At 71.3% G+C, this 24,149-nt stretch carries 24 protein-coding genes and 4 tRNA genes; 13 read left to right on the top strand and 15 right to left on the bottom strand.

Annotated elements, in window-relative coordinates:
• Window positions 1–5: 5 nt before the first annotated feature.
• From J0911_RS11610 to purM, 3 genes are all read left to right on the top strand, one after another.
• Window positions 6–365 (top strand): hypothetical protein, encoded by a 360-nt coding sequence (locus tag J0911_RS11610; protein WP_207275601.1) that lies wholly within the window; start codon window positions 6–8, stop codon window positions 363–365.
• A gap of 104 nt (window positions 366–469) precedes the next feature.
• Window positions 470–2,017 (top strand): amidophosphoribosyltransferase, encoded by a 1,548-nt coding sequence (purF, locus tag J0911_RS11605; protein ID WP_207275600.1) that lies wholly within the window; start codon window positions 470–472, stop codon window positions 2,015–2,017.
• Between the two features lie 81 nt (window positions 2,018–2,098).
• Window positions 2,099–3,208, top strand: coding sequence for a phosphoribosylformylglycinamidine cyclo-ligase (gene purM / locus J0911_RS11600; protein WP_207275599.1), 1,110 nt, complete (start codon window positions 2,099–2,101; stop codon window positions 3,206–3,208).
• 290 nt (window positions 3,209–3,498) lie between these two features.
• Here the strand turns inward: purM and J0911_RS11595 are convergent, their stop codons facing one another.
• A complete protein-coding gene (locus tag J0911_RS11595; RefSeq protein WP_207275598.1) occupies window positions 3,499–3,729 on the bottom strand; it encodes a DUF3073 domain-containing protein in 231 nt (76 codons plus the stop codon).
• A 534-nt stretch (window positions 3,730–4,263) separates the two neighbouring features.
• On the opposite strand from J0911_RS11595, the gene J0911_RS11590 reads away from it, so the two are divergent.
• A complete protein-coding gene (locus J0911_RS11590; RefSeq protein ID WP_123816003.1) occupies window positions 4,264–4,473 on the top strand; it encodes a BldC family transcriptional regulator in 210 nt (69 codons plus the stop codon).
• A gap of 50 nt (window positions 4,474–4,523) precedes the next feature.
• On the opposite strand, the gene J0911_RS11585 is transcribed toward J0911_RS11590, so the two are convergent.
• The 5 genes from J0911_RS11585 to J0911_RS11565 all read right to left on the bottom strand — a co-directional run bounded on the left by J0911_RS11585 (window position 4,524) and on the right by J0911_RS11565 (window position 6,199).
• Window positions 4,524–4,859: a DUF3618 domain-containing protein gene (locus J0911_RS11585; RefSeq protein ID WP_207275597.1), complete on the bottom strand. Its 336-nt coding sequence runs from the start codon at window positions 4,857–4,859 to the stop codon at window positions 4,524–4,526.
• Entirely contained in the window at window positions 4,856–5,284 is a 429-nt protein-coding gene (locus tag J0911_RS11580; protein WP_207275596.1) for a phage holin family protein, read from the bottom strand. The genes J0911_RS11585 and J0911_RS11580 overlap by 4 nt, the downstream gene beginning before the upstream one ends.
• Before the next feature lie 475 nt (window positions 5,285–5,759).
• A tRNA-Phe gene (locus tag J0911_RS11575) sits at window positions 5,760–5,832 on the bottom strand.
• Window positions 5,833–5,896: 64 nt separating this feature from the next.
• Window positions 5,897–5,970: transfer RNA gene (locus J0911_RS11570), tRNA-Asp, on the bottom strand.
• A gap of 156 nt (window positions 5,971–6,126) precedes the next feature.
• Window positions 6,127–6,199 (bottom strand) — tRNA-Glu (locus tag J0911_RS11565).
• Between the two features lie 196 nt (window positions 6,200–6,395).
• Between J0911_RS11565 and J0911_RS11560 the strand changes: the two genes are divergently transcribed.
• Complete coding sequence (locus J0911_RS11560) at window positions 6,396–6,740, top strand: metallopeptidase family protein (protein WP_207275770.1); 345 nt, start codon at window positions 6,396–6,398, stop codon at window positions 6,738–6,740.
• A gap of 100 nt (window positions 6,741–6,840) precedes the next feature.
• Here J0911_RS11560 and J0911_RS20795 read toward each other — a convergent pair whose 3' ends face one another.
• Window positions 6,841–8,019 (bottom strand): M15 family metallopeptidase, encoded by a 1,179-nt coding sequence (locus J0911_RS20795; RefSeq protein WP_307865046.1) that lies wholly within the window; start codon window positions 8,017–8,019, stop codon window positions 6,841–6,843.
• A gap of 534 nt (window positions 8,020–8,553) precedes the next feature.
• Here J0911_RS20795 and J0911_RS11550 point away from each other — a divergent pair.
• From J0911_RS11550 to J0911_RS11540, 3 genes are read left to right on the top strand one after another with little or no spacing between them, the layout of a single operon-like run.
• Complete coding sequence (locus tag J0911_RS11550; protein ID WP_207275595.1) at window positions 8,554–9,120, top strand: antibiotic biosynthesis monooxygenase; 567 nt, start codon at window positions 8,554–8,556, stop codon at window positions 9,118–9,120.
• Window positions 9,121–9,168: 48 nt separating this feature from the next.
• The gene (locus J0911_RS11545; RefSeq protein ID WP_207275594.1) at window positions 9,169–10,290 is read left to right on the top strand and encodes a mechanosensitive ion channel family protein; all 1,122 of its coding nucleotides are present in this window, start codon (window positions 9,169–9,171) and stop codon (window positions 10,288–10,290) included.
• A 47-nt stretch (window positions 10,291–10,337) separates the two neighbouring features.
• On the top strand, window positions 10,338–11,741 hold the full coding sequence (locus J0911_RS11540; protein WP_307865045.1) for a protealysin inhibitor emfourin: 1,404 nt from the start codon (window positions 10,338–10,340) through the stop codon (window positions 11,739–11,741).
• A gap of 93 nt (window positions 11,742–11,834) precedes the next feature.
• Here J0911_RS11540 and J0911_RS11535 read toward each other — a convergent pair whose 3' ends face one another.
• Window positions 11,835–12,968, bottom strand: coding sequence for a glycerophosphodiester phosphodiesterase (locus J0911_RS11535; RefSeq protein ID WP_242636618.1), 1,134 nt, complete (start codon window positions 12,966–12,968; stop codon window positions 11,835–11,837).
• Between the two features lie 237 nt (window positions 12,969–13,205).
• Between J0911_RS11535 and J0911_RS11530 the strand changes: the two genes are divergently transcribed.
• The gene (locus J0911_RS11530) at window positions 13,206–13,775 is read left to right on the top strand and encodes a hypothetical protein (protein ID WP_242636617.1); all 570 of its coding nucleotides are present in this window, start codon (window positions 13,206–13,208) and stop codon (window positions 13,773–13,775) included.
• On the opposite strand, the gene J0911_RS11525 is transcribed toward J0911_RS11530, so the two are convergent.
• Both J0911_RS11525 and J0911_RS11520 read right to left on the bottom strand, forming a co-directional pair.
• On the bottom strand, window positions 13,776–14,948 hold the full coding sequence (locus tag J0911_RS11525) for a MarP family serine protease (protein ID WP_207275592.1): 1,173 nt from the start codon (window positions 14,946–14,948) through the stop codon (window positions 13,776–13,778).
• A gap of 114 nt (window positions 14,949–15,062) precedes the next feature.
• A tRNA-Lys gene (locus J0911_RS11520) sits at window positions 15,063–15,138 on the bottom strand.
• Window positions 15,139–15,425: 287 nt separating this feature from the next.
• Here J0911_RS11520 and J0911_RS11515 point away from each other — a divergent pair.
• Window positions 15,426–15,707 (top strand): iron-sulfur cluster biosynthesis family protein, encoded by a 282-nt coding sequence (locus J0911_RS11515; protein WP_207275591.1) that lies wholly within the window; start codon window positions 15,426–15,428, stop codon window positions 15,705–15,707.
• Between the two features lie 111 nt (window positions 15,708–15,818).
• Here the strand turns inward: J0911_RS11515 and J0911_RS11510 are convergent, their stop codons facing one another.
• Window positions 15,819–16,565 carry a M50 family metallopeptidase gene (locus J0911_RS11510; protein WP_207275590.1) on the bottom strand — a complete coding sequence of 249 codons (747 nt, stop codon included), beginning with the start codon at window positions 16,563–16,565 and terminating at the stop codon, window positions 15,819–15,821.
• A 129-nt stretch (window positions 16,566–16,694) separates the two neighbouring features.
• On the opposite strand from J0911_RS11510, the gene J0911_RS11505 reads away from it, so the two are divergent.
• Both J0911_RS11505 and msrB read left to right on the top strand, forming a co-directional pair.
• A complete protein-coding gene (locus tag J0911_RS11505; protein ID WP_207275589.1) occupies window positions 16,695–18,281 on the top strand; it encodes a DEAD/DEAH box helicase in 1,587 nt (528 codons plus the stop codon).
• Window positions 18,282–18,337: 56 nt separating this feature from the next.
• Window positions 18,338–18,742, top strand: coding sequence for a peptide-methionine (R)-S-oxide reductase MsrB (gene msrB, locus J0911_RS11500; protein ID WP_207275588.1), 405 nt, complete (start codon window positions 18,338–18,340; stop codon window positions 18,740–18,742).
• Between the two features lie 102 nt (window positions 18,743–18,844).
• On the opposite strand, the gene J0911_RS11495 is transcribed toward msrB, so the two are convergent.
• The 3 genes from J0911_RS11495 to J0911_RS11485 form a co-directional block, all read right to left on the bottom strand.
• A complete protein-coding gene (locus J0911_RS11495; protein WP_207275587.1) occupies window positions 18,845–19,339 on the bottom strand; it encodes a MarR family winged helix-turn-helix transcriptional regulator in 495 nt (164 codons plus the stop codon).
• Window positions 19,340–19,402: 63 nt separating this feature from the next.
• Entirely contained in the window at window positions 19,403–21,019 is a 1,617-nt protein-coding gene (locus tag J0911_RS11490; RefSeq protein ID WP_207275586.1) for an MDR family MFS transporter, read from the bottom strand.
• Window positions 21,020–21,023: 4 nt separating this feature from the next.
• Window positions 21,024–21,521, bottom strand: coding sequence for a MarR family winged helix-turn-helix transcriptional regulator (locus tag J0911_RS11485; protein WP_207275585.1), 498 nt, complete (start codon window positions 21,519–21,521; stop codon window positions 21,024–21,026).
• 220 nt (window positions 21,522–21,741) lie between these two features.
• On the opposite strand from J0911_RS11485, the gene J0911_RS11480 reads away from it, so the two are divergent.
• A complete protein-coding gene (locus tag J0911_RS11480) occupies window positions 21,742–22,374 on the top strand; it encodes a hypothetical protein (protein ID WP_242636615.1) in 633 nt (210 codons plus the stop codon).
• On the opposite strand, the gene J0911_RS11475 is transcribed toward J0911_RS11480, so the two are convergent.
• Window positions 22,356–23,837, bottom strand: a complete 1,482-nt coding sequence (locus J0911_RS11475; protein WP_207275584.1) for a sugar porter family MFS transporter — start codon at window positions 23,835–23,837, stop codon at window positions 22,356–22,358. The two genes, J0911_RS11480 and J0911_RS11475, sit on opposite strands and share 19 nt — an antisense overlap.
• Window positions 23,838–24,149 lie beyond the last annotated feature (312 nt).

The raw sequence follows: 24,149 nt of genomic DNA, 5'->3' as shown, positions 1-24,149 counted from the left end.
TGACCGTGAGCGAGAAACCCCCGACCGCACCGCCCACCGGGCCGGAGTCCGACGACCAGGCCGGTGAGTCGTCGCACGCCGACGTGCCCCTGCATGACGTGGTCCATCCGTCGGAGGTGCGCCGCGCGCCACGCTACGGACGGTTCCTGCTGGCAGGGGCCGTCCTGGGGACCGTGATCGGCCTAGGGCTCGGTTACTACGTCGTCGGCACCCCGGAGGCGCAGGGAATGCTCAAGCCCGGCGTGTACATCGGGGTGACGATCGCCTTCACCGCCACGCTCACGACACTCGCGGCCGGTCTGATCGCCGTCCTGGCGGATCGCCGGAGCCTGCGCAAATACGAACGGGCCCGCACTCGTCGCTGAGCGGCGGCCCCGTACCGGTGGCCGTGACCGGGGTCGCGTATGTCACACGGCCGCGGGAGAAGGCCGACGGCCACTGCCCACCCCGGTCGTGGGATACTCGTGCCATGCCTCTGCGCCCGGACGGCCGACTGAACCACGATCTGATGCCCGGGGAGAAGGGTCCCCAGGACGCCTGTGGCGTCTTCGGAGTATGGGCCCCCGGCGAGGAAGTCGCCAAGCTCACGTACTTCGGCCTGTACGCCCTCCAGCACCGCGGCCAGGAGTCTGCCGGCATCGCGACCAGCAACGGGGACCAGATCCTCGTCTACAAGGACATGGGACTGGTGTCCCAGGTCTTCGACGAGACCGCGCTCAACGCGCTCAACGGCCACATCGCGCTCGGCCACTGCCGCTACTCCACGACCGGCGGAGTGACGTGGGAGAACGCGCAGCCCACCCTCGGTCCGACGGCGTCCGGCACCGTGGCTCTCGGCCACAACGGCAACTTGATCAACTCGGCGGAACTCGTCGATCTCGTCGCGGAGCGGTACGGCGCCCAGCGCCGGGGTGAACTGGCCCGCGGCAACACGACGGACACGGCACTCATCACGGCGCTGCTCGCCGGCGATGCCGACCACACGCTCGAGACGACCGCCCTGGAGGTGCTCCCCCGGCTGCGGGGCGCGTTCTCGCTGGTGTTCATGGACGAGTCGACGCTCTACGCCGCCCGGGACCCGCAGGGCGTGCGTCCGCTCGTGCTCGGCCGTCTGGAGCGGGGGTGGGTCGTCGCGTCCGAGACGCCCGCCCTGGACATCGTCGGAGCCTCCTACGTACGCGACGTCGAGCCCGGCGAACTCATCCGGATCGATGCCGAAGGACTCCGTTCGACCCGGTTCGCCTCGGCGGAACGCGCGAGCTGTGTCTTCGAGTACGTCTACCTGGCCCGCCCGGACCACACCCTGAACGGGCGGTCCGTGCACGCGGCCCGGGTCGAGATGGGGCGGGCCCTCGCGCGCGAACATCCGGTCGAGGCGGATCTGGTCATCGCCACGCCCGAGTCGGGCACACCGGCCGCCATCGGCTACGCGACCGAATCCGGCATCCCGTTCGGACAGGGGCTCACCAAGAACGCGTACGTCGGGCGGACTTTCATCCAGCCGTCCGACACGCTGCGGCAGCTCGGTATCCGGCTGAAGCTCAACCCGCTGCGCGACAACGTGCGCGGCAAGCGGCTCGTGGTGGTCGACGACTCGATCGTGCGCGGCAACACGCAGCGCGCGCTCATCCGCATGCTGCGCGAGGCCGGCGCCGCCGAGGTGCATGTACGCATCTCCTCGCCACCCGTGAAGTGGCCGTGCTTCTACGGCATCGACTTCGCATCCCGTGCCGAGCTGATCGCCAACGGACTCGGGGTGGAGGAGATCGGGCAGTCGCTCGGGGCCGACAGCCTCGGATACATCTCGACCGAGGGCATGATCGCCGCGACCGAGCAGCCCGCCTCCCAGCTGTGTGCCGCGTGTTTCACCGGCAAGTACCCGATCGAGCTGCCGTCGGACGAGCAGCTCGGCAAGCACCTGCTCGAACAGGCCGAGCTTCCGCTCGGAGCACCTGAGGACGGCCTGTCCAGCCTTGCCGTCTCGGCGGGCGGGGCGGGAGCCCTCGACCACCCCTGAGGCGACCGTGACGTGGCGCGGGGTCGTGCCACGACCCGCCGCCGTACCGGGACCACCGACCTGACCAGTGATGGAGTACCAGTGACATCCGAAGGGCTCACCTACGCGGCCGCAGGGGTCGACACCGAAGCCGGCGACAAGGCCGTCGAGCTGATGAAGGACGCCGTGCGTCGCACCCAGGGGCCGGCCGTGCTCGGTGGCGTGGGCGGGTTCGCCGGACTCTACGACGTGTCGGCGTTCCGGGACTACCGGAAGCCGCTGCTCGCCACGTCCACCGACGGCGTCGGCACGAAGGTGGCCATCGCACAGGCGCTCGACAAGCACGACACCATCGGGTTCGACCTGGTCGGGATGGTCGTGGACGACATCGTGGTCGTGGGGGCGAAGCCGCTGTTCATGACCGACTACATCGCCACGGGCAAGGTGGTCCCGGAACGTGTCGCGGACATCGTGCGCGGGATCGCCCAGGCGTGCGAGGTGGCCGGCACCGCTCTCGTCGGTGGCGAGACGGCCGAACACCCCGGCCTCCTGGCGCCCGACGAGTACGACGTCGCCGGTGCCGCCACCGGGATCGTGGAGGCCGACGAGGTCCTGGGGCCCGACCGGGTACGCGAGGGCGATGTCCTGATCGCGATGGGCTCCTCCGGTCTGCACTCGAACGGCTACTCCCTCGTCCGAGCCGTCATCCGGCACGCAGGGTGGGAACTGGACCGACACGTCGAGGAACTCGGGCGCACCCTCGGTGAGGAACTGCTGGAACCCACACGGGTGTACGCGAACGACGTCCTGGCGCTCGCGGGTGACGGCGAGGTGCGCGTGCACGCTTTCACGCATGTGACCGGCGGTGGCCTCGCGGCGAACTTGGCGCGCGTGCTGCCGGCCGGCACGGTGGCCACCGTGGACCGGGCGTCGTGGGAAGTACCGGCAGTCTTCCGGATGGTGCGGGAGCTGGGCGGCGTGCCCCGTCGCGATCTCGAGAACACGCTCAACCTCGGTGTCGGCATGGTCGCCGTGGTCGACGCGGCGGGGGCGGACGCCGCTCTGCGACGGCTCGAGGAGCTTGGTGTCCCGGCGTGGGAGCTCGGGCGGATCGAAGCCGCCGACGCCGCCGCGGAATCGGCAGGGGACCTGGTGGGCGGCACGAAGGGTGTGCGGGGCGGCGCGGTGCGCCTGGTGAACGACTACCGGTGAGCGGCGGTGCGTGCCCCGGGTGCGACACCGAGGGCCCGGTGGCCTGACCGGGGCCGCTCGGGTGCGCCTGCGCCGCGGCCTCGGGGCCCGGTTCGCAGGACACGACAAGGCGGGACGGTCCACGAGGACACATCCCGCCTGCTCCCGTCAGGGAGAGAACCCACTTGTGTACCCACTCGGGGCATCATGGGGGAGGAAGCCGCAACCAGGGCGGCGCTCCAGCCCGCTCACCGTTGTGGCTGGGCTGTCCGATACTGGGGTGGCCGACGATCAGGCGCGCGAACTCTGAGTCAGTGTTCTCGGCGCTCGTTCGAATCGTCGAAGTCAGCCCAGTCGGCGTAGCGATTGTCGTAGTCCTCGCCCTCGGCGGCGTCCCAGCGGGAGTCGTCCGTCACCACATCCGTGTGGGACTTCCCGCCTCGGAGCTCCTGCTCGAGGGCGTGGTAGTTGGTCTCAGGGCTGTAGTACTTCAGCGCTCGAGCAACCTTGGTCTGCTTTGCCTTCTGACGGCCGCGGCCCATGGCTCCGACCCCCTCAACGTAGGAGCGGGGCGGCTACGTGCAACAGACGTGCGGCCCCGGAGTGTGCTTGATCTGTCCAGGCTCTAACGGTACATGGTTGTACGCGGTTTCCTCCAGTCTGCACGTGTGATTCGTCCGATGCGCCGGTGATCTTCGGCACCATTCACAGCGGGACGGCGCGGAAGACGCCGGACGTGCCGACCTGACGCAGCGTCGTCGTGTGTCGTGACCGACATGACGCGGGGGTGTTCGCGCGTCGCGAACTGTGCCCCGTCGGCGCGTCGTGGGCAGGTGATGCTTGATGGTGGTGGAAGATGGCGACAAATGATGACGAATCGCTAACTCACCGGGTCCTCGCGCTATGGTTGCGTCGTTGGGCGCTCCGTTGCGGAGAGACGCGTCGGAGAATGTGAGCGAAATGAGTCCGCGCTCAAGTCGCCTAAATCCTGTTTGCTGCTAACAATGGTGAGAGAGCGGGAGCCGTCAAGAACCTGGTGCCGCCAGGGCCGGCGCCGTTCCGGAGGAGGTGCAGGGATGTCCATCCACGGAGAATCCGAGGTCCTGCTCACGCCTGCCGAGGTAGCGAGCTTGTTCCGTGTAGACCCCAAGACGGTTACGCGTTGGGCAAAGGCGGGAAAGCTTTCTTCGATCCGCACGCTCGGTGGACACCGCCGGTACAAGGAGTCCGAGGTTCGGGCGCTGCTGGGTGCAGCGGCCGAGAGTCCCGACGACTCCGACGCATAGCCGACGCGTTCGGCAGGCGGTGGTGACGGCGCGCCGGGTGCTGCCCCAGTTCAGCCCCGCGCGCGCCGCAGGACCACCACAGCGATCGTGACCGCACCCAGGGCCGCGAGGCCCAGCGTGGTGCCCACGAGAAGCTTGGTGTTTCGAGCCCGGTGTCCCTCAGACACCGGGCTCCTCTTGTCCCGGTGCAGGGCTCCTGCCGCTCGGTTCCCCGCCCCGGCAGCGGCCTGCCTCGCGCTTCGGGCCAGCCGCTGCGCCTGATGCGCGGGATTGATCCTGAGCGTCAGCTCGTCGATCGTCGCGGCGAGCTCGGCACGCGTGCGCAGCACCTCCGCCTCGAGCTCTTCCTTGGAAAGCGTGCGCTCAGTCCTGTCCTCGGTGCTCATCGCTGCAGCCCTTCCTGGATGCCCGTGCGGATCGTCGAGACGTCGTCCTTGATGCGCTGCACGCTGTCCGGCTTGCGCGTGCCCTTCTTCAGAAGGGCTTGGCCGACCAGAGCCAGGATCAGGGTGACGAGCACCAGGAAGCCGCCCACGGCGAGGGCCGCCAGCCAGAGCGGCCATACGGTGCCCAGGCCGTACACGGCCGCGAGAAGTAGTACGCCGATCCCGTACAGCAGCACCACGAGCGCGCCGACGAACAGTCCGATCCCGATCCCGGACTTCATGGCCTTGTCGGTGAGTTCGGCCTTCGCGAGCGCGATCTCGGCGCGCACGAGGCGCGACGCCTGCTCGCTGATGTGCTCGACAAGGCCGCCGAGCGACGTCGGCCGCTCGTGTGGTGGCGTGCCACCCATGGTGTCCTGGCTCATGTGCCCCTCCCCGGACGCGGTGCTGCCGCGGGTCTGCGGTCACCTGCCGCGCATCTGCTGAGGTCAACTCAACCCGCAGGGGAGGCGCAGGGCAATTCCAGAAGGCGGCGCGGCGCGGATTGCGTCGCCGGGACCACGTGTGACACGCGCAATGTGGAGGCAATGTGGCGGTATGGTCGTGAAGTTGTTGGACGACCGACCAACTCTTGAGGCAGCCTGATCGGGCCCGCTCGCCCTTGTTCTGACACTCTCAGGAAGTTTCGTCCGCATCGACGAGGTAATGGCCGGTGACGGAAGCGCGCCGTGCGTCCATGGTTGCCGAATCGCCAATGGACCACTCGAATGAGGTTCCCTGAGGTCGCCGGTCGCGCGGCTGCGAGGGTTTCACTTCCGCGCCATGCCTTCGGCCGCCCACGCGGCACGTCCGCAACGCGTCGCGGGCCAGGGACTGAGTCCCTGGCCCGCGAGGTGACGGTGGCTCCGACCGGCGTCGATCCGGTGACCTTTCGATTTTCAGTCGAACGCTCTACCAACTGAGCTACAGAGCCGTGGCGCTGGCGCCGTGCGCGAAAGCCCGGTGCGTCGTGACCGACGATACCGGGCGATCAAGCGCGACCCTGACGGGACTTGAACCCGCGACCTCCGCCGTGACAGGGCGGCGCGCTAACCAACTGCGCTACAGGGCCATGGTCGCGTACTGCGACCGAGGTGGTCCGCCGTGCGAACCGAGAGAAGCCTAACCCACGCGGTGTCCGATCCGGAAATTGAATCCCGACCCGGTGACGATGGCGTGGCTCACACCGAGCAAGACTCGGGCTGACCAGGAGTTTTGCCTCTCCTCGTACCCCCAACGGGATTCGAACCCGTGCTACCGCCGTGAAAGGGCGGGGTCCTAGGCCGCTAGACGATGGGGGCTGGACGCGGAAAGTCTACAGGCGTCACGGCGTGCGTCCACGTCATGTCCGTCACGTCACGGCCGACGGTCCGGAGCCCGACGTCGGATACTCACCGTCCGCGCGCGGCGGACCCGCGGGGCCTGGTCGACCGGCCCGGGCCTGCCGCGAGCGGCGCACCTGGTGCCCGCGTCGGTCATGATGGGCCCGTGGTGGAGATGACACGCGATGAGTTCGAGGACGCCGTCAGCGAGGGCCTCGACCTGGTTCCGCAGGACCTGGCGGCCCAGATGGACAACGTCGTCGTGCTCGTCGAGGACGACGCACCGGCCGAGGACCCCGGACTGCTGGGGCTCTACGAGGGCGTGCCGCTCACGGAGCGCGACCACCACTGGGCCGCGGGATCGTTGCCGGACCGCATCACGATCTTCCGGAATCCCACGCTGGCCGTCTGCGAGACGCGGGAAGAGGTGGCGGAGGAGGTGGCGGTGACCGTGGTGCACGAGATCGCGCATCACTTCGGGATCGACGACGAACGCCTCCACGAGCTCGGCTGGGCGTGAGACGCCGCGCGGCGCCCCGGACGGCCGGCAGGCGCCCCGGACGGCCGGCAGGAACCCCGCAGGACCGGCAGGAACGGGACGCCGGGCGCCGGCCCGGAGCTCAGGCCCCGGTGCCGTACTCCCAGTGCCAGGCCTCGGGCTTGGAGCCACCGGGCTCCGCCCACGCCGGATGGATCCAGCCGAACTTCCCGGCGTTCGCGGCCATCCACCGATACTCGGCCGATCCGAAGGTCGAGATGCCACCGCCCAGGTCGATCGCCTGCCCCAGCCCGTGGTTCGACGTTCCCGGCGGGGCTGCCAGTGCGCCCATCGTCGCCGCGACCGCCACCTGGTCGGCGTACGACCGGTAGGAGTCGTTGACCGTCAGGTTGCGCCCGAAGGCGGCCCGGAACGCGGCGTTGAGCTTCTCGATCGCCATCGCGGCATCGCACCGCAGCTCCTCACCGGGGGCGAATGACAGGTCGCAGAGCAGGTTCGACGGGATCCGGCCGTTCCCGTGCTTCGTCGCCCGGGCCGCGAGGGCCGCAGCCTGTTTCCGGTCGGCCTGCGCCCGCGCCCGGGCCTTCGCCTCGGCCTTCGCGGCAGCCTTCGCCGCCTTCGCGGCGGCTTTCGCCTCGGCCTTGGCGCGCGCTGCGGCCTTCTGTGCGGCGATCTCCTTCTTGCTCGGGCCGGGAACGACCTTGGAGACGGTGTGGCCGGCCGGCGCCCTCAGGAGACCTGACAGCGTCTCGGTCGCCTCGGTGAGGTGCGCCGCGGAGACCTCCGTGTTCGCCGGATCGGCGTCGTCAGCCCGTCGGGCGTCGCCGGGGACGGGCGAGCGCTCCTGGGTGCGCGAGGCCCGTTCGGTGCGGTCCGCGAGCGCGGCCGCCGCCGAGGCGGCGAGTGTGCCCTCGGCTGAGACCGCGGTGGCGGTGACCACGAGTTCACGCACCTCCGCGGCGGCGGTCTCGATGCGCCGGGCCCTCTTGGCTCCCATGTCGGTCGCCTCGGTGAGGTGCTGTGCCTGGACGAGCGCACTGGTGGCGTCGGCGAGGGCTCGTTCGGTTCTGGCGTCCAGGGCCCCGGGCCCGTCGGCGAGCGTCGCCGAAGGTATGTCCGTGGTCCCGGGACCGGTTCGTGTGGTCGGCGCGGCGACGCCGTCCGGCGTCGTCGCCACCGGGGAAGCGGCGGCCGGTGCGCTCATGCTCAGAGCGCCGATCGCGACGACCGCGGCGAACGCGGTGCACCGGGCGACGGGGTGTGTGACCGGGTGTGCGGTGGCGGAGTGGGGGTGCTTCACGCGGCATTCCGTTCGTGCGGCGGCGTGCTGCTGGGGAGCGGGTCCGTGAGGGGGAGTTCCCCGCGGGGGCGGACTCGTGCGCACGCCGATGCTCTTGTCTGGGTGCCCTGGCGTGCGCTCGTCGTCGGACAAGGCCCACGGCACGTCGCCCGGTGGACTCACGCGGCCCTGGGGGTCGGGCGGAGTCTCGTGTCCACACCGGTTCTCGTGCGGCCGGGGTGGCTCGCACGGCGGGTCTCGGGCCCGCGCCGGTATCGGCGACCCATCAATGGTGAGGGAAGGCCGGGCGCGGGCAACCACGTTCGGCCGCGATATTGGTCACAAAGTCAGTAGGCATCCGGTGGAACCGCCGTGAAGGTCGGGGCACAAGTGATGCCTCGGCCGGACGGGTGTGGCGTGCGTCCCAGGCGTGCCGCGCTGTCCGCGCCGAACGCGTGGTGACCCCCGCCACAGGCGTCCGCATGGCGAGACAGGGTTTCCCGGCGTGCCGCCGCCGACGGGCCGACGGCCCGCCGTCGTCGTTCACTGCTGGGCATGGACCACACCCCGACCGTCCCGGTGACCGTCTCGATCCACCGTGTCGTGAGCCCCGAGAACGTGCCCGAGGTGACGCGCTGGGTGCAGGACGGCGTCAACCTCGCCAACCGCTGGGACGGGTTCCTGGGCTCCGGATGGGTCCGGGCTGCGGAGGGGTCGAGCGACTGGTTCATGCTCTACCGGTTCGCGGACGAGGCGCGCCTGGACGCGTGGGAACGGTCCGAGGAACGTGGCAGGTGGCTGGCGCGCGGTGCCGGGATCGTGGAGGAGCGCCGCGTCGAGCGCCGGACCGGGATCGAAGGCTGGTTCGACGACCCGGTACGGGCCGACGACGCCGTCCCGGCGCCGCCGCGCTGGAAGCAGGCCACGAGCATCTGGCTCGGGTTCTTCCCGGTGAACCTGCTCTTCACCTGGCTGTCCTCGCAGTTCGTCCCCGGGTGGGCCGGCGTCCCGCTCGTGCTCCGTGTACTGGTCTCCACGCTTGTCCTGACGCCGGTCATGGCGTACTGGGTGCTTCCCTGGGTGACACGCCGTCTGCACGGCTGGCTGCACGCCCCTAGGTGACGCGGCAGAGCTTTGCGCGGAATGCGCATTGCGCGTCACAGTAGGGGCATGGCAGTGGACGAGGTCGTGGACGATGCGGCAGGGCTGCTCGAGACCGTTGCGTGGATGGCGGGGGCAGCCGTCGCCGCCTACCTGTTGACGGGTGTCTTCGCCTGGCTGGTGCGCCGCATCGGCAGGCGCAGCGAGATCGCGCGGGAGATCGCTCAGCGGCTTCGCAACCCCGTACGCGCCACCCTGCTCGTGGTGGCCGCGTGGATCGCGCTGAACATGTCGGGCTACGCCGGGGAGGAATGGTTCCCCGTCGTCCAGCACCTCGTGGTCCCGGCGGTCATCGTGACCGGTGCGTGGCTGATCGGGAACTGCGCGTTCGTCCTGGAGGAGCGTGCCTATGCGCGCATCCGCAAGGGCGTGCACGACTGGCGGGAGGTGCGCAAGCTTCGCACGCAGGTGATGATGCTGCGGCGCATCACGGTGGGTGTCATCAGCGTTCTCGCCGTCGCCGGCATCCTGATGACCTTCGACGGCGCGCGCACCGTGGGCGCGAGCCTGCTGGCGTCCGCCGGACTGGTGTCGATCGTGGCCGCCCTCGCCGCCCAGAGCGCGCTCGGGAACGTGTTCGCCGGTATCCAGGTGGCGTTCACCAACCGCATCCACGTCGGGGACGTGGTGGTGGTCGAGGGGGAGTGGGGCCGGATCGAGGACATCACCCTCGCCTACGTGGTGGTGCACGTCTGGGACGATCGACGGCTGATCCTGCCGTGCACCTACTTCACGGAGCAGCCGTACGAGAACTGGACGCGTACGTCGTCGGAACTGCTCGGCACGGTGGAGTTCGACCTCGACTTCCGCACGCCGCTCGAGCCTCTGCGGTCGGAACTGGGCAGGATCGTCTCCGCGACATCGTTGTGGGACGGCCGCGCGCAGAGCTTGCAGGTCACCGACGCGACGGGCGGGACGATCCGGGTCCGGGCATGTGTCAGCGCGCGCGACGGCGATGATCTGTGGAACCTGCGGTGCCTGGTGCGCGAGGAGATCGTGGCCTGGGTCCAGCGGGAGTCGCTCGGGTCGCTGCCCAGGACGCGTTTCGAGGCGGACGGCACCGGGGCTGCGCCTGCGCAGCTGGTGGCGGGTGTTACCTCTGGCGCGCCGGAGCCCGGCATGGTTGATTGAGACTTATGAGTCGTTCCGGATTTGTGCCGCCCTATCTCCTCCGGCAGGTGGCCGAAGCCGCCGCGTCCGGGACGCTGCCCGACGCCGGCCTCCCGGAAGTCTGTCGCCACACGCTGGACCTGGACGCCCGGTTCCGTGACGACCGCAGCGCGCACCGGGTGCGGACCCAGGCCGCCGAGCCCGAGCCCGCCACACCGGCCGAACCCGCCGGCCCCGCGGCGTGGACGATCCACAGCGCCGGCAACACCCAGAGCCTGCCCGGAGAACCCGTGCGGGACGAGACCGCGGGGTCGCCGTCGGGCGACGTGCCCGTCGACGAGGCATGGGACGGCGTCCGGGCCACGCTCGACCTGTTCCGGCAGGCGTTCGGCCGCGCGTCGTACGACGACGCCGGGGCCCGGGTCAGCGCGACCGTGCACTACGGGCGGAACTACCAGAACGCGTTCTGGGACGGTACCCAGCTCGTGTTCGGCGACGGGGACGGCCGGATCTTCAACCGCTTCACCGTCGCCGTGGACATCCTGGCGCACGAGTTCGGGCACGCCGTCACCGAGTACACCGCGGGTCTCGTCTACCGGGACCAGCCCGGCGCGCTGAACGAGTCGATGTCCGACGTCTTCGGTTCCTGCCTCAAGCAGCGGGTCCTCGGACAGGAGGCGGCGGAGGCGGACTGGCTCATCGGCGAGGGCCTCTTCACCGACCTCGTGCGGGGTGACGCGCTCCGGTCCATGGCCGCACCGGGTACGGCCTATGACGACCCGGTGCTGGGCAAGGACCCGCAGCCGGGCCACATGGACGACTACGTCGACACGAGGGACGACAACGGTGGCGTCCACATCAACTCCGGTATCCCGAACAGGGCGTTCTACCTCGCGGCAACGGCCATCGGCGGCCCGGCCGACGTCGGCGCCGGGAGGATCTGGTACGAGGCGCTGCTGACCGTGGGACCGACCACCGACTTCGCCGGGTTCGCGGCCGCGACGGTGGCCGTCGCCGGCGAACATGCGGACGCCGTCCGCGAGGCCTGGACCAGCGTCGGCGTCGTACGGGACGACGACGGCGACGGGGCGCGGGAGTCGTCGTCGGACCGCGCCGGCGACCAGGCGGACGCCGACGCTCCACAGGCCCCGGCGCCGCCGTCGGACCAGGGTGGGCCGATCGGCGTCGTCGAGATCCGCAGGAGCGGAGGCTTCGCGGGGATCACCGTGACCAGCTCCCTGGACCTGGACGGTGACGACCCGCGCGTCGGCGAGGCGCGGACGCTGGTGCACCGCGTGGACATCGCGCTGCTCGAGCACGAGGCCGCCGCCTGGTCCGGGGAGCAGCGCCGGCCGGACACCTTCACGTACGTGATCGTCTGCGGCGGCCACGAGATCGAGGTCCCGGAGGACCACGCCACACCCGACCTCCTTCGGCTCGCGGAGCTGATCCTCGCACCGCGGGACCGGTAGCGGACCGCCGGCCGGGCAGCGCGACGTCCGGCAGCGGGCACACGGCAGCCCGGTCCCCCGCCGCCGCGGCCACGGTCGGCGGGCAGCCGACGATCAGCGGGAGAACCAGCCCAGGAGGCGGTCCGGGCGATCGGTGATGATCGCGTCCACGCCGGCGCCGTCGTCGACGTCGCACAGGTGCGACCAGCCCGACGGGTCGTTCTCCGTCCACACCATGACCCGCAGGCCCGCACGGTGGAGCCGCGTGACGATCCCCGGGTCGCGGCGCACCATCTCGGCGGACGGGTTGCACGCCACCACGTCGAGGCCCGCGCACACGTCGAGCACGTCCGGCGGCTCGTACGCCAGCAGCAGCCCTCGCTCCAGATGCGCGGCGACATCACGGGCGGCGGCGACGGTGTCGGGCCAGAACGACTGGACGAGCACGCGCTCGCCGAGCCCGGCGTCGTCGATCGCCGCCGTGACGCCCCGGACCTCGGCCGGACCCCAGACGCCTTTCAGCTCGAGCAGCAGACGCGTGCTCGGGTAGCGCACCAGGATCTCGAGCACCTCGGCGAGCAGCGGTACCCGCTGCCCCGCATAGGCCGGTCCGAACCAGCGGCCGGCATCGAGTGCGCGGAGCTGGACCAGGCTGAGGTGGGCCACGGCACCGTGGCCGTCGGTCGTCGCGTCGACCACGTCGTCGTGGATGACGACGGCGGCGCCGTCGGCCGTGCGTTGCAGGTCGATCTCGACCGCGTCGGCCCCGGCCCGACACGCGGCCTCGATCGCGGCCAGCGTGTTCTGCGGTGCGACCGACGAGTTCCCTCGGTGCGCGACGACGGCGGGGCGGGTCATCCGGCCGAGCGGACCGGGACGCCCTGCCCGGTCGGTAGCGACACCGCTCGCACCGGGTCCGGCGTCGGCCCGGCCCTGGACCCCGTCCGGCGATCGCCCTGCCGGCGCGCCGGTCGCGACCGCCGAGCGGGCGGCGAGCCGTGCGTGCCGGCGGTGGTCGGCGAGCAGGGCGAGCCAGACCAGCGGTGTCCAGCGCGGCACGCGCTTCCGCGTCGCCGGACGAAGGACCGGGACGAGGGTCGTCGTACGACGAGCGAGCGCCCGGCCCGAGCTCACGACGTGCGTGGCCGGGGAACGCGACGTCGTACCGTGCGTCGTGCCGTGGGTCACGGAGGTGCTGCCGACGGCGAAGGGCCGCACCGGGGTGTCCGGGCGCTCCAGGAGGGCCATGTCGTGCTCCGATCTGCGGACGTCTTCTCACGATAGGTCGGCGCCGGCCCCGGCCGGCACGGTCCCCCGGGGAGTTCCGGGAAACTTCCGCGCGCGTTCAACTGCCCCGCCGGATCGTTCTCCGGCGGGCTACGCGGCGGCCACCGGAGAACGGGCCGGTGACGGCACCGGGGTGCCACCCACGTCACAACCCTGGGACGACGACAGGCCGCACACCCTCCCGGGATCGTGATCGGCATGGTCGACACACAGGCAGCGAAGAAACCGGTGCGGCACGGTCCCCTGCTCCCCCCGCGGGCGCGTCAGCTCGTCCTCACGGTGCACGTCATCGCGGCGGGGGCGTGGATCGGCGTCGACGTGATGGTGGCCGTGCTCGTCGTCGTGGGCATGACGGCCGCCGACCCCGCCGCGGCGGGACTCGCCTACCAGGCACTCGGCACGTACGTCCTCGGCCCGATGCTCGTCTCGGCGCTGCTGTGCCTCGCGACCGGCGTGGCGCTCGGGATGTTCACCCGCTGGGGACTGGTCCGGTACTGGTGGGTCGCGGTCAAGCTGGCCATGAACCTGGCCCTGTGTGCGGCGATCCTGTTCGCGCTGCGGCCCGGGATGCCGGAGGTCGCGGCGTACGGGCAGGCGCTCGCGGGTGGTGCGCCGCCCGCGCCCGAGGTCGTCGCCCAGCTGGTCTACCCGCCCGCCGTGTCGCTCACGGCGCTCGCGCTGGCGACGTGGATCGCGGTGGCGAAGCCGTGGGGAAGGCTCGGGAGGCGCCGCCGGCCGGACGCCGCCGGCCTCCGGAACCCCGGGTGATCAGGCCGTGCAGCGCCCGGAGGAGACCGCCGCGTCGAGCTCGGTGACCCGGGCCGCGACCGGCCGGAGCTCGGCGTTCGTCATGGCGTACCCGACGTCGGCGGCGGAGTCGCCACGGGCGAAGACGACACCCGCGACCTCTCCGTCGGTCGTGAGGAGCGGCCCGCCCGAGTTGCCCGGACGCACCGCGGCGGCCAAGGAGTACACCTCCCGGCCGGCCGCGCCGGAGCCGTACACGTCCGGCACCCGGGCGGTGTCCACGCCGAGGATCCCGGCGCTCGTCGAGGTGAACGGGCCGCCGTACGGATAGCCCTGGACGACGGCGCTGTCTCCCACCGACAGGGCCGGCGCGAGGTCGAGGGCGTCGACGGACAACCCGTCGACGGCGACGACGGCGAGATCGTCGGCCGGGTCGAAGTAGACCACGCGCCCCTCCCGGGCCGGGCTGTCGGGGAGTTCGACGACGGGCCGGTCCACGCCCGCCACCACGTGCGCGTTGGTGACGATCCGGTCAGGAGCGACGACGAACCCGGAACCGGTAGAGCTCTTGCCGCACGCGTACGCGATGCCCGAGATCCGCGCCACCGACCGTGCCGCGGCCTCCAGATCGGCGTCGTCCAGGTCGACGGCGGGTGCCACCGGTGCCTGTCGCGGCACGACCAGGAGGTTCAGCCGGGGCAGGCCGTCGTCGAGCACCAGGGCCCGCATCTCGGCGAGGGGGCGGCCGACCGCCGGCGGGGTCAGGTCGTCGACGGTGCGCAGGACGCTCGACGACGAGAGCGCGGCGGCGACCCCCGGCGTGCCGGTGGCGGTGATCGCGTTGCCGACGAACGAGAGCGCGAGGGCCGCGACCACGACGTTCGCCACGCCACCGAGGAGGCGTTCGAGCGGGCGCAGGGCGGTGCGATCCACGCCTCGCCGCAGGTCGTGGCCCAGCCCCGACCCGAGCGAGGCGCCGAGCACCGGGAGCGCGATCGCCACCGCGACCGCCACCGGGCCGCGCCACTGGGAGGTGGGTAGCAGGTCGTTGACGGCGGGGACGGCCCAGAAGGCCGCGAGGCCGCCGGCCACCAGTCCGAGGAGGCCGCCGAGCGTGGCGAGCAGGCCCCGGCTCAGCCCGGTGCTCAGGGCGACGAGCAGGATCAGCAGGAGCACGATGTCGACGGGTGTCACGGTGGCTCCTTCGAGGTGGCGGACGTGAGGTGGCGGCGGGTGTGAGGCGGCGGGCGCCGCAGGGGCACCGAGTCGCCCGACGACGAGAAGGCCGACCGGCACCGTGACCTCTGATGGTGGGCCCCCTGGGATTCGAACCCAGAACCTACGGATTAAAAGTCCGCAGCTCTGCCAGTTGAGCTAGAGGCCCGTGCGCCGGAGTGGCCGGCGTGCCGCGCACCGACCGGCACGCGACGCCCCAGCCTACCCAGATCAGCGGATCCGGCCGCACAATTCACCCTACGTGGCGCGGCGGCTCACCCTCCGTGGCGCGGCGACGTGGCTCGCAGGCCGGGTGAACGCGACCGAGGTGGCGACGTGAGGTGCGGGCCGCCGCCGGTCCGGCCGGATGTCATGCGATGGGCGTTTCGCGCTTGCGGTATGGCCCAGACCTTGATTCGGTGGAAGAGTCACGAGAACCGACGAGAGGAGCTCTCCGTGCTCACCGTGACCGACAACGCCCGTACAGCGGTCGAGGGCCTCGTTCAGGAGAACCAGGTACCGGCCGAGGGCGGCCTCCGCATCGCGGAGGCAGCGGGCCAGCCGGGCAACTTCGAGCTCGCGCTCGTCCAGGCTCCTGAGGCCGAGGACCAGGTGGTTGCCCAGTCCGACACCACGCATGTCTTCGTCGACAGGGCGGCCTCGGTCGCCCTCGACGAGCTCACGCTGGACATCCAGCCCGACGCCGAAGGCCCGGGCTTCGTGCTTGTCCAGGCGTAGGACCACGGAGACCGCACGGTAGGACCATCACCGGCCGTGCGGCCCTCCATCCGAAGAATGTCGCGGGCCGCGACCTCACCTCGCGTGAGGCCGCGGCCCGACTCTGCGTCGTCACGCGGCCGCGGCGAGGATCCACCCACCGCCCAGCACCACGGACCCTCCGGTCACGAGCAGGAAGACTCCGACCCACAGCAGGCCCGGGACACCGGTGAGCCCGGCGAGCTGGTCGGCGTCCGACGACGGCGCCCGGCCGCGGGCTCGCTGCATCTGCAGCTCGAACACCGGGCGCACCGCGCCGAACAGGAGGAACCAGGTCACCGCGTACGCAGTGCCCATCTGCGCCTCCGGCGGCAGCCACCACGAGACGAAGACGAGCACGGCCCCGCTGGCCAGGACCGACCACAGCCCGAACAGATTCCTGATCTGGACGAGCAGCAGTGCCAGCAGGAGCACGATCAGCCACAGCAGTCCGACGGCGTAACCCTCTCGCAGGAGCCAGGCGGCACCGAGCCCGATCACGCCGGGACCCACGTACCCGGCGAACGCGGTGATCACCATCCCGAAGCCCCGTGCCCTGCCCCGCGACACCGTCACGCCGGAGGTGTCCGAGTGCAGCCGGATGCCCTCGAGCTTCCGCCCGGTCAGCAGGGCGGCGAACCCGTGCGCCGCCTCGTGGGCGATGGTGATGACGTGCCGGGTCAGACGCCACGTCGGCCGGAACAGGACGACCGCCAGCGCGAGCCCGCACATGCTCAGGACCAGGACGGACGACGGTGCGTCCACCGGCGTGACCGCGGCGGTCCAGATGGTGCCGAACACGTCGCCCACCCGCGCGAGAAAGTCCGTCATGCGGGCCATAGAACCATAAGAACGTGAGACACTTTCCCATTGAGGGCGGCGCGAACCCGCGCGCCCGGCGTCGTGAGGTTCCCTCCGGGTTGCTGCGCGGCGGAAGCCCAGCAACGAGCCCTGAGAGGCCACGCCCCCGTGACTACCTTCGCCGAACTCGGCCTGCCCGACCCCGTGGTGCGCTCGCTCGCCGACCGCGGCATCACCGTTCCTTTTCCCATCCAGGCGGCCTCGGTGCCGGACGCTCTCGCGGGTCGCGACGTCCTCGGGCGTGGTCGTACCGGCTCCGGTAAGACGCTCGCGTTCGCACTGCCTGTCGTGACTCGCCTCGCCGGGCGCGCGGGAGGCGCCGACGACGCCCGGCGCCCGGCGGCGAGGACCGTCGCGAAGCGGCCCCGGGGACTGATCCTGTGCCCCACACGCGAGCTCGCGAACCAGATCGACGCGACCCTGGCGCCCGTGGCGCGGACGATGGGGCTGCGGACGACGACGATCTTCGGCGGCGTCTCGCAGAACAAGCAGGTTCAGGCACTGGCCGCCGGGGTGGACGTCGTCGTGGCCTGCCCCGGACGCCTCGAGGACCTGCTGGGGCAGGGCGTGCTGACGCTCGACGCCGTCGAGGTCACCGTGCTGGACGAGGCCGACCACATGGCCGACCTCGGCTTCCTGCCCGGTGTGAAGCGCATCCTCGACCGCACCCCGCAGGGCGGCCAGCGGCTGCTGTTCTCGGCGACGCTGGACAACGGCGTCGACGTCCTGGTGAAGCGCTACCTGAAGCAGCCGGTGACGCATTCGGTGGACGACGCTGCCGCACCGCCGCCGCAGATGACGCACCACATTCTCGCCGTCGCCGACCGCGACGCCAAGCGGCTGGTGGTGCACCAGCTCGCGCGAGGTACCGGCCGCCGCGTCCTGTTCACGCGGACCAAGCACCAGGCCAAGAAACTCGCGCGGCAGCTCACGACGGCGGGTGTGCCCGCCGTCGACCTGCACGGCAACCTCGGGCAGGGGGCGCGGGAGCGGAATCTGGCCGCGTTCACGTCAGGGGACGTGAAGGTGCTGGTCGCGACGGACATCGCGGCGCGCGGCATCCACGTGGACGACGTCGAGCTCGTGGTGCACGTCGATCCGCCCGCCGAGCACAAGGCGTATCTGCACCGTTCGGGCCGCACGGCGCGTGCCGGTTCGGTCGGGGACGTCGTGACCGTCATGCTCCCGGAGCAACGTGGGGACATGCGGGTGCTCACGCGGAAGGCCAAGATCACCGCGCAGCCACGGGACGTGGCACCCGGCGACGCGACGGTGACCGCGCTCGTCGGCGACATGGCGCCGCTCGTGGAGCGGGCAGCGACAGGCGAGGGCTCCTCGGTGACCGCGGCGGCGCGGTCGGGCGCCGCCCAGGGCAGCGCCGCCGGGACACGCGGTGACGGGCGGTCCCGCGGGCGTCGTCGTGCGCGTGGAGGCGGTGCCGGCGGGCCGGCCCGCGACCGGCAGGCGGAGCATGGCGCCTCGGGCGGCACGCGGACGAACGGCGCGGTCGTGGACGGCGGCGGCTCCGGGAACGGCCGGCGCGTCCACAGCGGATCCGGCGCCGGTGCGCGGACGAACGGCGCTCCGGCGGGCAGTGCGTCCGGCCAGGGCGCGGCGGGTACGCCGGGCGGCGGACGGCGCCGGCGGCGCGGTGGGCGTGGTGGCCGCGGACGGAACACACCCGTCGCCGAATAGGTTGGCCTGAGAGGCCGCACCGGGCGGACCCGCATGGAACCGAGCGGAGACGAGCGATGACGTACGAGGTGTCCAAGTCCGAGGAGCAGTGGCGCGACGAGCTGTCGCCCGAGGAGTACGCGGTGCTCCGGCGAGCGGGGACCGAGCGGGCGTGGACCGGCGAGCTGCTCGACGAGAAGCGCGTGGGTGTCTACCGGTGCCGGGCGTGCGGGAACGAGCTGTTCCGGTCCGAGACGAAGTTCGACTCGCACTGCGGCTGGCCGTCGTTCTACAGCCCGCTCGCAGGGGACCGCGTCGAGCTGCTGGAGGACCGTTCGCTCGGGATGGTCCGCACCGAGGTGCGGTGCGCCCGCTGCGGCTCCCATCTCGGCCACGTGTTCGACGACGCGCCGCAGACCCCGACGGGCGACCGCTTCTGCATGAACTCGATCAGCCTCACCTTCGAGGCCGGTGACGCCTGACCCGGTCAGCAGGGCCGCCGTGCTCCGTGACGGGCGCGCCGGCCGGTCGTTCGGGCACGGAGCCGGCCGGTCGGCGGCCGGCCACGCCGCGACCGGACGGGTTCAGCGGTGTTGCGCCTGCCAGGAAACGAGATCCTGCGAATAGCGGTGCAGGAGGTCTGCCAGGAGCTGGACGTCCTGACGGTCCCAGTGAGCCAGCGCGCCGGCGAACATCTCGATCCGGTTGGACCGCGCCTGCTCGAACCTGGCGGCGCCGTCCGTGGTGAGGGTGATCCGCTGCCCGCGGCTGTCCTCGGGGTCGGTGTCGCGCTCCACGAGGCCCAGGTCGGCGAGGCGGCTGAGCTGACGTGACACCGTCGCCCGTCCGACGCCGAAGTGGGCGGCGAGGTCCGAACCGCGTGTCCCCGGGTTCTGCGCGATGTGTGCGAGGAGCGGATAGGCGCTCGCCTCCAGTTCGGGATGCACCCGCCGTGCGATCTTCGCGCCCGCGGACTGGGCGCGGCGGATGATCAGCCGGAGCTCGTGCTCCAGTGCGGTGAACGGCGCGCGGTCGTCCGTGGCGGCGTCGTCGCCGGGAGTGGTCGATGTCTCGGACATGCGCCTATCATCCCGTCTCCCGCATCCCGGGCACAGCGGCGACCGGATATCGGTGCCGAGGGCCTATCCGACACGGTCCAGCTCGTCCAGCTGCTCCAGTCCCGACTTGTTCCCCAGCGGGATCTCCTTCATCAGGAGCACGCAGACCAGCGCGATGGCGGCCAGTGGCGTGGCGAACAGGAAGATCTCCGCGATGCCGTCGCCGTAGGCACGCTCGACGACCTCGCGCACCGCGGGCGGCATGGCCGCGAGGTCGGGCAGGCTGCCGTCCGATCCACCGATCCGGGACACGTCGACACCGGCGGCGGCGAGCTGGCCGGCGATCGCGTGCAGTCCGTCGGCGATCCCGTCCTCGACGCGCGCCGCGAAGGCGGCGCCGAGCGCAGAGACTCCCATCGCGCCACCCAGCGAGCGGAAGAACGCGACCGTCGACGTCCCGGAGCCGGAGTCCTTGATGTGCAGGGTGTTCTGGGTGGCCAGCACCATGTTCTGCATCAGCATGCCGACGCCGGCCCCGAGGAGGAACAGGTAGACGCTCACCAGGACGAGACTCGTGCGGTAGTCGATGGTGGACAACAGGGCCAGGCCGCCCGTGAGCAGCACGCCGCCGGTCACCATGAACGGCTTGTAGCGGCCGGTGCGTGTGATGATCTGCCCGACGACCGTCGAGGTGAGGAACATCCCCGCCACCATCGGGATGGTCAGCAGGCCCGACTCGGTCGGTGTCTTGCCGCGCGCGAGCTGCATGTACTGACTCAGGAACACCGAGGTCCCGAACATCGCCACGCCCACGGCGACGGAGCCGACCACGGCGAGCACCAGGGTGCGATTGCGAAACAGGTGCATCGGGATGAGCGGTTCGTCCACCCGCAGCTCGACGACGACGGCGACGGCGAGGGCGACGAGCGCGCCGCCGGTCATGGCGACGGTCTGCCAGGACGCCCAGTCGAACTTGTCGCCCGCGAAGGTGACCCACAACAGCAGCGAGGCGATACCGGCCGAGATCAGCGTGGCACCGGCGACGTCGATCCTCGCCCTGCGGCGCGGCCGCTTCGGCAGCTTGAGGGTGGCCTGCAGGGTGATGATCGACGCGATCGCGAACGGCAGGCCGACGAAGAAGTTCCAGCGCCAGCTGAACGTGTCGGTGAGCCAGCCACCGAGGATCGGGCCGCCGACCATGCCGACACCCATGAACGCACCCACGAGGCCCATGTACTTCCCGCGTTCGCGCGGGCTGACGATGTCCGCGATGAGAACGACGGACAGAGCCTGCAGGCCACCTGCGCCGATGCCCTGGAAGGCGCGTGCCGTGATGAGCTGCCCGACGTCCTGCGAGAAACCGGCGAAGGCGGCCGAGAGGACCGAGATCGCCAGCGCCACCTGCACCAGCGTCTTGCGGTTGTGCAGGTCGGCGAGCTTGCCCCAGATGGGGACGGTGATCGTCGAGGTCAGCAGGGTTGCGACGACCACCCACGTGTACGACGACTGTGAACCCGACAGGTCGGTCACGATCTTCGGCAGCGAGCTCGAGACCACCGACATGGCGATGACCGAGACGAACATGCCGAGCAGGATCCCGGAGAGCGACTCCAGGATCTGCCGGCGGGACATCGGGGGCCGCTCGCCGGTAACGGTCGACGGCGGCGTCTCCGCCGCTCGCGTGTCGGTGCTGCTGCTCATGTGCTCAATTCCTCGTGACGTGCTGGTGCGTGGTGGTGTCGACCGCGGAGCCGATGGCCTCACCGAGGCGTCTCAGCTGTGTGACGGCGGACGCGAGGTCGTCGTCGGACCACGTGCTGAAGGCCCGGGCTGCGGTCCGCGCGAACTGTTCCTTCGCGCGGACGGCGAGTGCGCGGCCGGAGTCGGTGATCTCGATGGTGCGGATCCGGCGATCGGTGGCATCGACGCTGCGTGCGACGTAGCCCGCGTCGGCGAGGGCACCGACCTGGCGACTCGCGACGGAGGCGTCTACCTCGAGCGCCGCGGCGACGTCGGACAGCGACGCTGGGCCGGAGCTGAGGACCCTCAGGACCCCGAGCCCGGCGCGGGGCCAGCCGAGTTCGCGTGCCACACGCTCGGAGACGACGCGCTGCTTACGGCTGAGCTGGGTCAGCGCATCGATCAGTTGATCGGTGCCGGTGTCTGTCGTGAGATCTCCGGGGGATCGCAGGGCGTGCCTCATCCGAACTCCTTGGTTGCTGCAAGCAACAATACTCGGATTGGTTGCATGAGGCAACCTTCTCGGTGGCGTGCCCTTCTGGGTGGTGGACGGCGCGCCACGAGGCCGGACTTTCCCGGTCACAACGTCGTCACGCTCGGTCACCGTGTGACGACCTTCGGTTGCGCTCCACGCGAACAGCAGGGGTCTCGCCGTCCGCCCGGTCAAAAGAGACACTGAGGGCATGGACGACCATCGTGTTCCGCGCCGCCCCGCCATGCTCGACCCTCGTGATGCCGAAGCGCTCACCGGCGAGCTGGACCCCGCGATGCGTGACGAGGTCGCCCACGTCACCGCGCGGATCCTCGTCGACCGCGCCCGGACCACCGAGGACCCGGCGGTGGTGGACCGCCTCGTGCGCCTGGTGGAGCACGAGGGGCTCGACACCGTCGCGGAACTCTGGGCCGACGCCGCCCCGTCGTCACTGCCGGGGGCGCTCTGGCGGATCTACGTCCTGCGCGAATGGGTGCGTCGCGACCTGCAGACGATCGCGCTGCGGTACCGCCTCGGCGTCGCGGCCGCGCCCGTGAGCGAGGCCGTCGCCGGGGTGCCGAGTCCCCCCGAGCCGGCCGACCTGCGGCAGCTGGCCGACGCGGTGCTCTCGGGCGTCTTCACCGGCGATCTCGCCGTCGCACTCGAGCGGGCGGGAGCGTTCTGCCGCATCCTCTCCACCGGTGCGGCGTTCGACGCCGACGCACGGGAGAGTGCCGATCCCCGCGGGGCGTCCCACATGACGCACGGCGCGAGCTCCCTGCTCCGGACCGCCGAGGAACTGGAGCACGCGGCCGACCTCTGGCGTCAGGGGCTGCTGGAGTAACCAGGTCGCGCGTCGGGCCGGGCGGGCCGGCGCCCGGCGGCCTCGGGCATGTCCTCCAGTTCGACCCCCTTCGTCTCCCGCACGCGGGTGAGCACGAAGACGAACGAGCACGCGGCGAAGAACGCGTACATCAGGTAAGGGATCGACGCACCGAAGGCCGAGAGCAGCGGCGGGAACGTCAGCGTGATGGCGAAGTTCGCGAGCCACTGGGCGGCGGCCGCGACGCCGAGCGCGGCGGCGCGGATGCGGTTGGGGAACATCTCTCCGAGCAGGACCCAGACCACCGGGCCCCAGGTGGCGCCGAAGAAGACCACGTAGAGGTTCGCCGCGGCCAGCGCCAGGGTGCCCCACAGGCCGTCCAGGTGGATGTCCTGACCGGACCCGGACGCCTGGGTGAACGCCAGGGCCATGACGGCCAGCATCACCGTCATGCCCGCCGAACCGGTCAGGAGCAGCGCCTTGCGGCCGACGCGGTCGACGAGTGCGATCGCGATGAACGTCACGGCCACGTTCGTCACCGCCGTGATCGTGGAGACGGCGAACGCCTGGGACTCCTCGAACCCGACCGCCTGCCACAACGTGGTCGAGTAGTAGAAGATCACGTTGATCCCCACGAACTGCTGGAAGACCGAGAGCAGGATGCCGACCCAGACGATCGGCTTCAGCCCGAGCGCGGTTCCCCGTAGCGTCCCGTGCCGGGCGTTCGCCTCGTCCGCCTCGATGGAACTGCGGATCCGGGCGAGCCGGTCGTCCACGTCCTCGTCCGGACCCAGCACGCTCGCGAGGACGGCGCGTGCCTCACCGAGTTTTCCCTGGGAGACCAGGTAGCGCGGTGACTCGGGGATGCGGAGTGCCAGCCCGGTGTAGACGGCCGCGGGGACGACGGCGACCAGGAACATCCAGCGCCACGCCTCCCAGCCGAGCCAGAGGTCTTCCGCCGCGCCCCCGGCGCCCGTCGCGAGCAGTTGGTCGGACAGCAGCGCCGCGAAGATGCCCACGGTGATCGCGAGCTGTTGCAGCGAGCCGAGCCTGCCGCGCATCGCCGCCGGTGCGATCTCGGCGATGTAGGCCGGCGCGATGACCGAGGCGATGCCGATCCCCACACCGGCCATGAAGCGCCACAGGGCCAGGTCGGCCGCCGACCAGGCGACCGCGGAGAGGATCGACGAGACGAAGAAGAGCACGCCGCCCAGCAGCATCACCCGGGTGCGGCCCCAGCGGTCGGCCAGACGTCCGCCTGCCCAGGCGCCGAGCGCGCAGCCCAGCAGGGCGACCGCGACGACGAGCCCGGTGACCGTCGAACTGAGTGCGAACTGCCCCTCGATCGCGTCGACGGCTCCGTTGATCACCGACGAGTCGAAGCCGAAGAGGAAGCCGCCGACGGCCGCGGCGACCGCCAGGACGAGTGCTCGCCGGTGCGCGGACCGGCGGGAGCTGGGAGCGGACTGCGGGATGGTGGACATATCGCCTCCTTTGCCCTAGGGGGCGGATGTCCGACGTCGCCCCCGGCTTTCGATGCTAGGTCCGGCCGGACGGTTCGGCCCGGCGGGTACCGGCAAGGCGAGATTCCTCACGTTCGCAGGCCCTTGGAATTCCGCGCCAGGCCGTTAGGATGGTCTGCGGCGACGCCGGGCTGCGGTAGCCCCGGGCTCCATCTTCAGCCGCTACGAGCGGCCACGCGCCGAGAGGCGCTCCCGGTCCGGTGTCGCCGATCTCTTTTCCCGCGTCTTCCCTGCTCCGTGCGCCGTCGGCCCGTCGTGCCGCCGTGTCACGAA

The organism is Myceligenerans salitolerans (genome assembly GCF_017349295.1).
Lineage (GTDB): Bacteria > Actinomycetota > Actinomycetes > Actinomycetales > Cellulomonadaceae > Myceligenerans > Myceligenerans salitolerans.
This window is presented reverse-complemented; position numbering and strand designations above follow the sequence as displayed.

Bases quoted from the DNA above. Each gene is read 5' to 3' on its own strand.
- purF (WP_207275600.1), top strand. From the start codon at position 470: ATGCCTCTGCGCCCGGACGGCCGACTGAACCACGATCTGATGCCCGGG.
- J0911_RS11595 (WP_207275598.1), bottom strand. From the start codon at position 3,729: ATGGGCCGCGGCCGTCAGAAGGCAAAGCAGACCAAGGTTGCTCGAGCG.
- J0911_RS11590 (WP_123816003.1), top strand. From the start codon at position 4,264: ATGTCCATCCACGGAGAATCCGAGGTCCTGCTCACGCCTGCCGAGGTA.
- J0911_RS11585 (WP_207275597.1), bottom strand. From the start codon at position 4,859: ATGAGCACCGAGGACAGGACTGAGCGCACGCTTTCCAAGGAAGAGCTC.
- J0911_RS11580 (WP_207275596.1), bottom strand. From the start codon at position 5,284: ATGAGCCAGGACACCATGGGTGGCACGCCACCACACGAGCGGCCGACG.
- J0911_RS11560 (WP_207275770.1), top strand. From the start codon at position 6,396: ATGACACGCGATGAGTTCGAGGACGCCGTCAGCGAGGGCCTCGACCTG.
- J0911_RS11550 (WP_207275595.1), top strand. From the start codon at position 8,554: ATGGACCACACCCCGACCGTCCCGGTGACCGTCTCGATCCACCGTGTC.
- J0911_RS11545 (WP_207275594.1), top strand. From the start codon at position 9,169: ATGGCAGTGGACGAGGTCGTGGACGATGCGGCAGGGCTGCTCGAGACC.
- J0911_RS11535 (WP_242636618.1), bottom strand. From the start codon at position 12,968: ATGGCCCTCCTGGAGCGCCCGGACACCCCGGTGCGGCCCTTCGCCGTC.
- J0911_RS11530 (WP_242636617.1), top strand. From the start codon at position 13,206: ATGGTCGACACACAGGCAGCGAAGAAACCGGTGCGGCACGGTCCCCTG.
- J0911_RS11510 (WP_207275590.1), bottom strand. From the start codon at position 16,565: ATGGCCCGCATGACGGACTTTCTCGCGCGGGTGGGCGACGTGTTCGGC.
- msrB (WP_207275588.1), top strand. From the start codon at position 18,338: ATGACGTACGAGGTGTCCAAGTCCGAGGAGCAGTGGCGCGACGAGCTG.
- J0911_RS11495 (WP_207275587.1), bottom strand. From the start codon at position 19,339: ATGTCCGAGACATCGACCACTCCCGGCGACGACGCCGCCACGGACGAC.
- J0911_RS11490 (WP_207275586.1), bottom strand. From the start codon at position 21,019: ATGAGCAGCAGCACCGACACGCGAGCGGCGGAGACGCCGCCGTCGACC.
- J0911_RS11485 (WP_207275585.1), bottom strand. From the start codon at position 21,521: ATGAGGCACGCCCTGCGATCCCCCGGAGATCTCACGACAGACACCGGC.
- J0911_RS11480 (WP_242636615.1), top strand. From the start codon at position 21,742: ATGGACGACCATCGTGTTCCGCGCCGCCCCGCCATGCTCGACCCTCGT.
- J0911_RS11475 (WP_207275584.1), bottom strand. From the start codon at position 23,837: ATGTCCACCATCCCGCAGTCCGCTCCCAGCTCCCGCCGGTCCGCGCAC.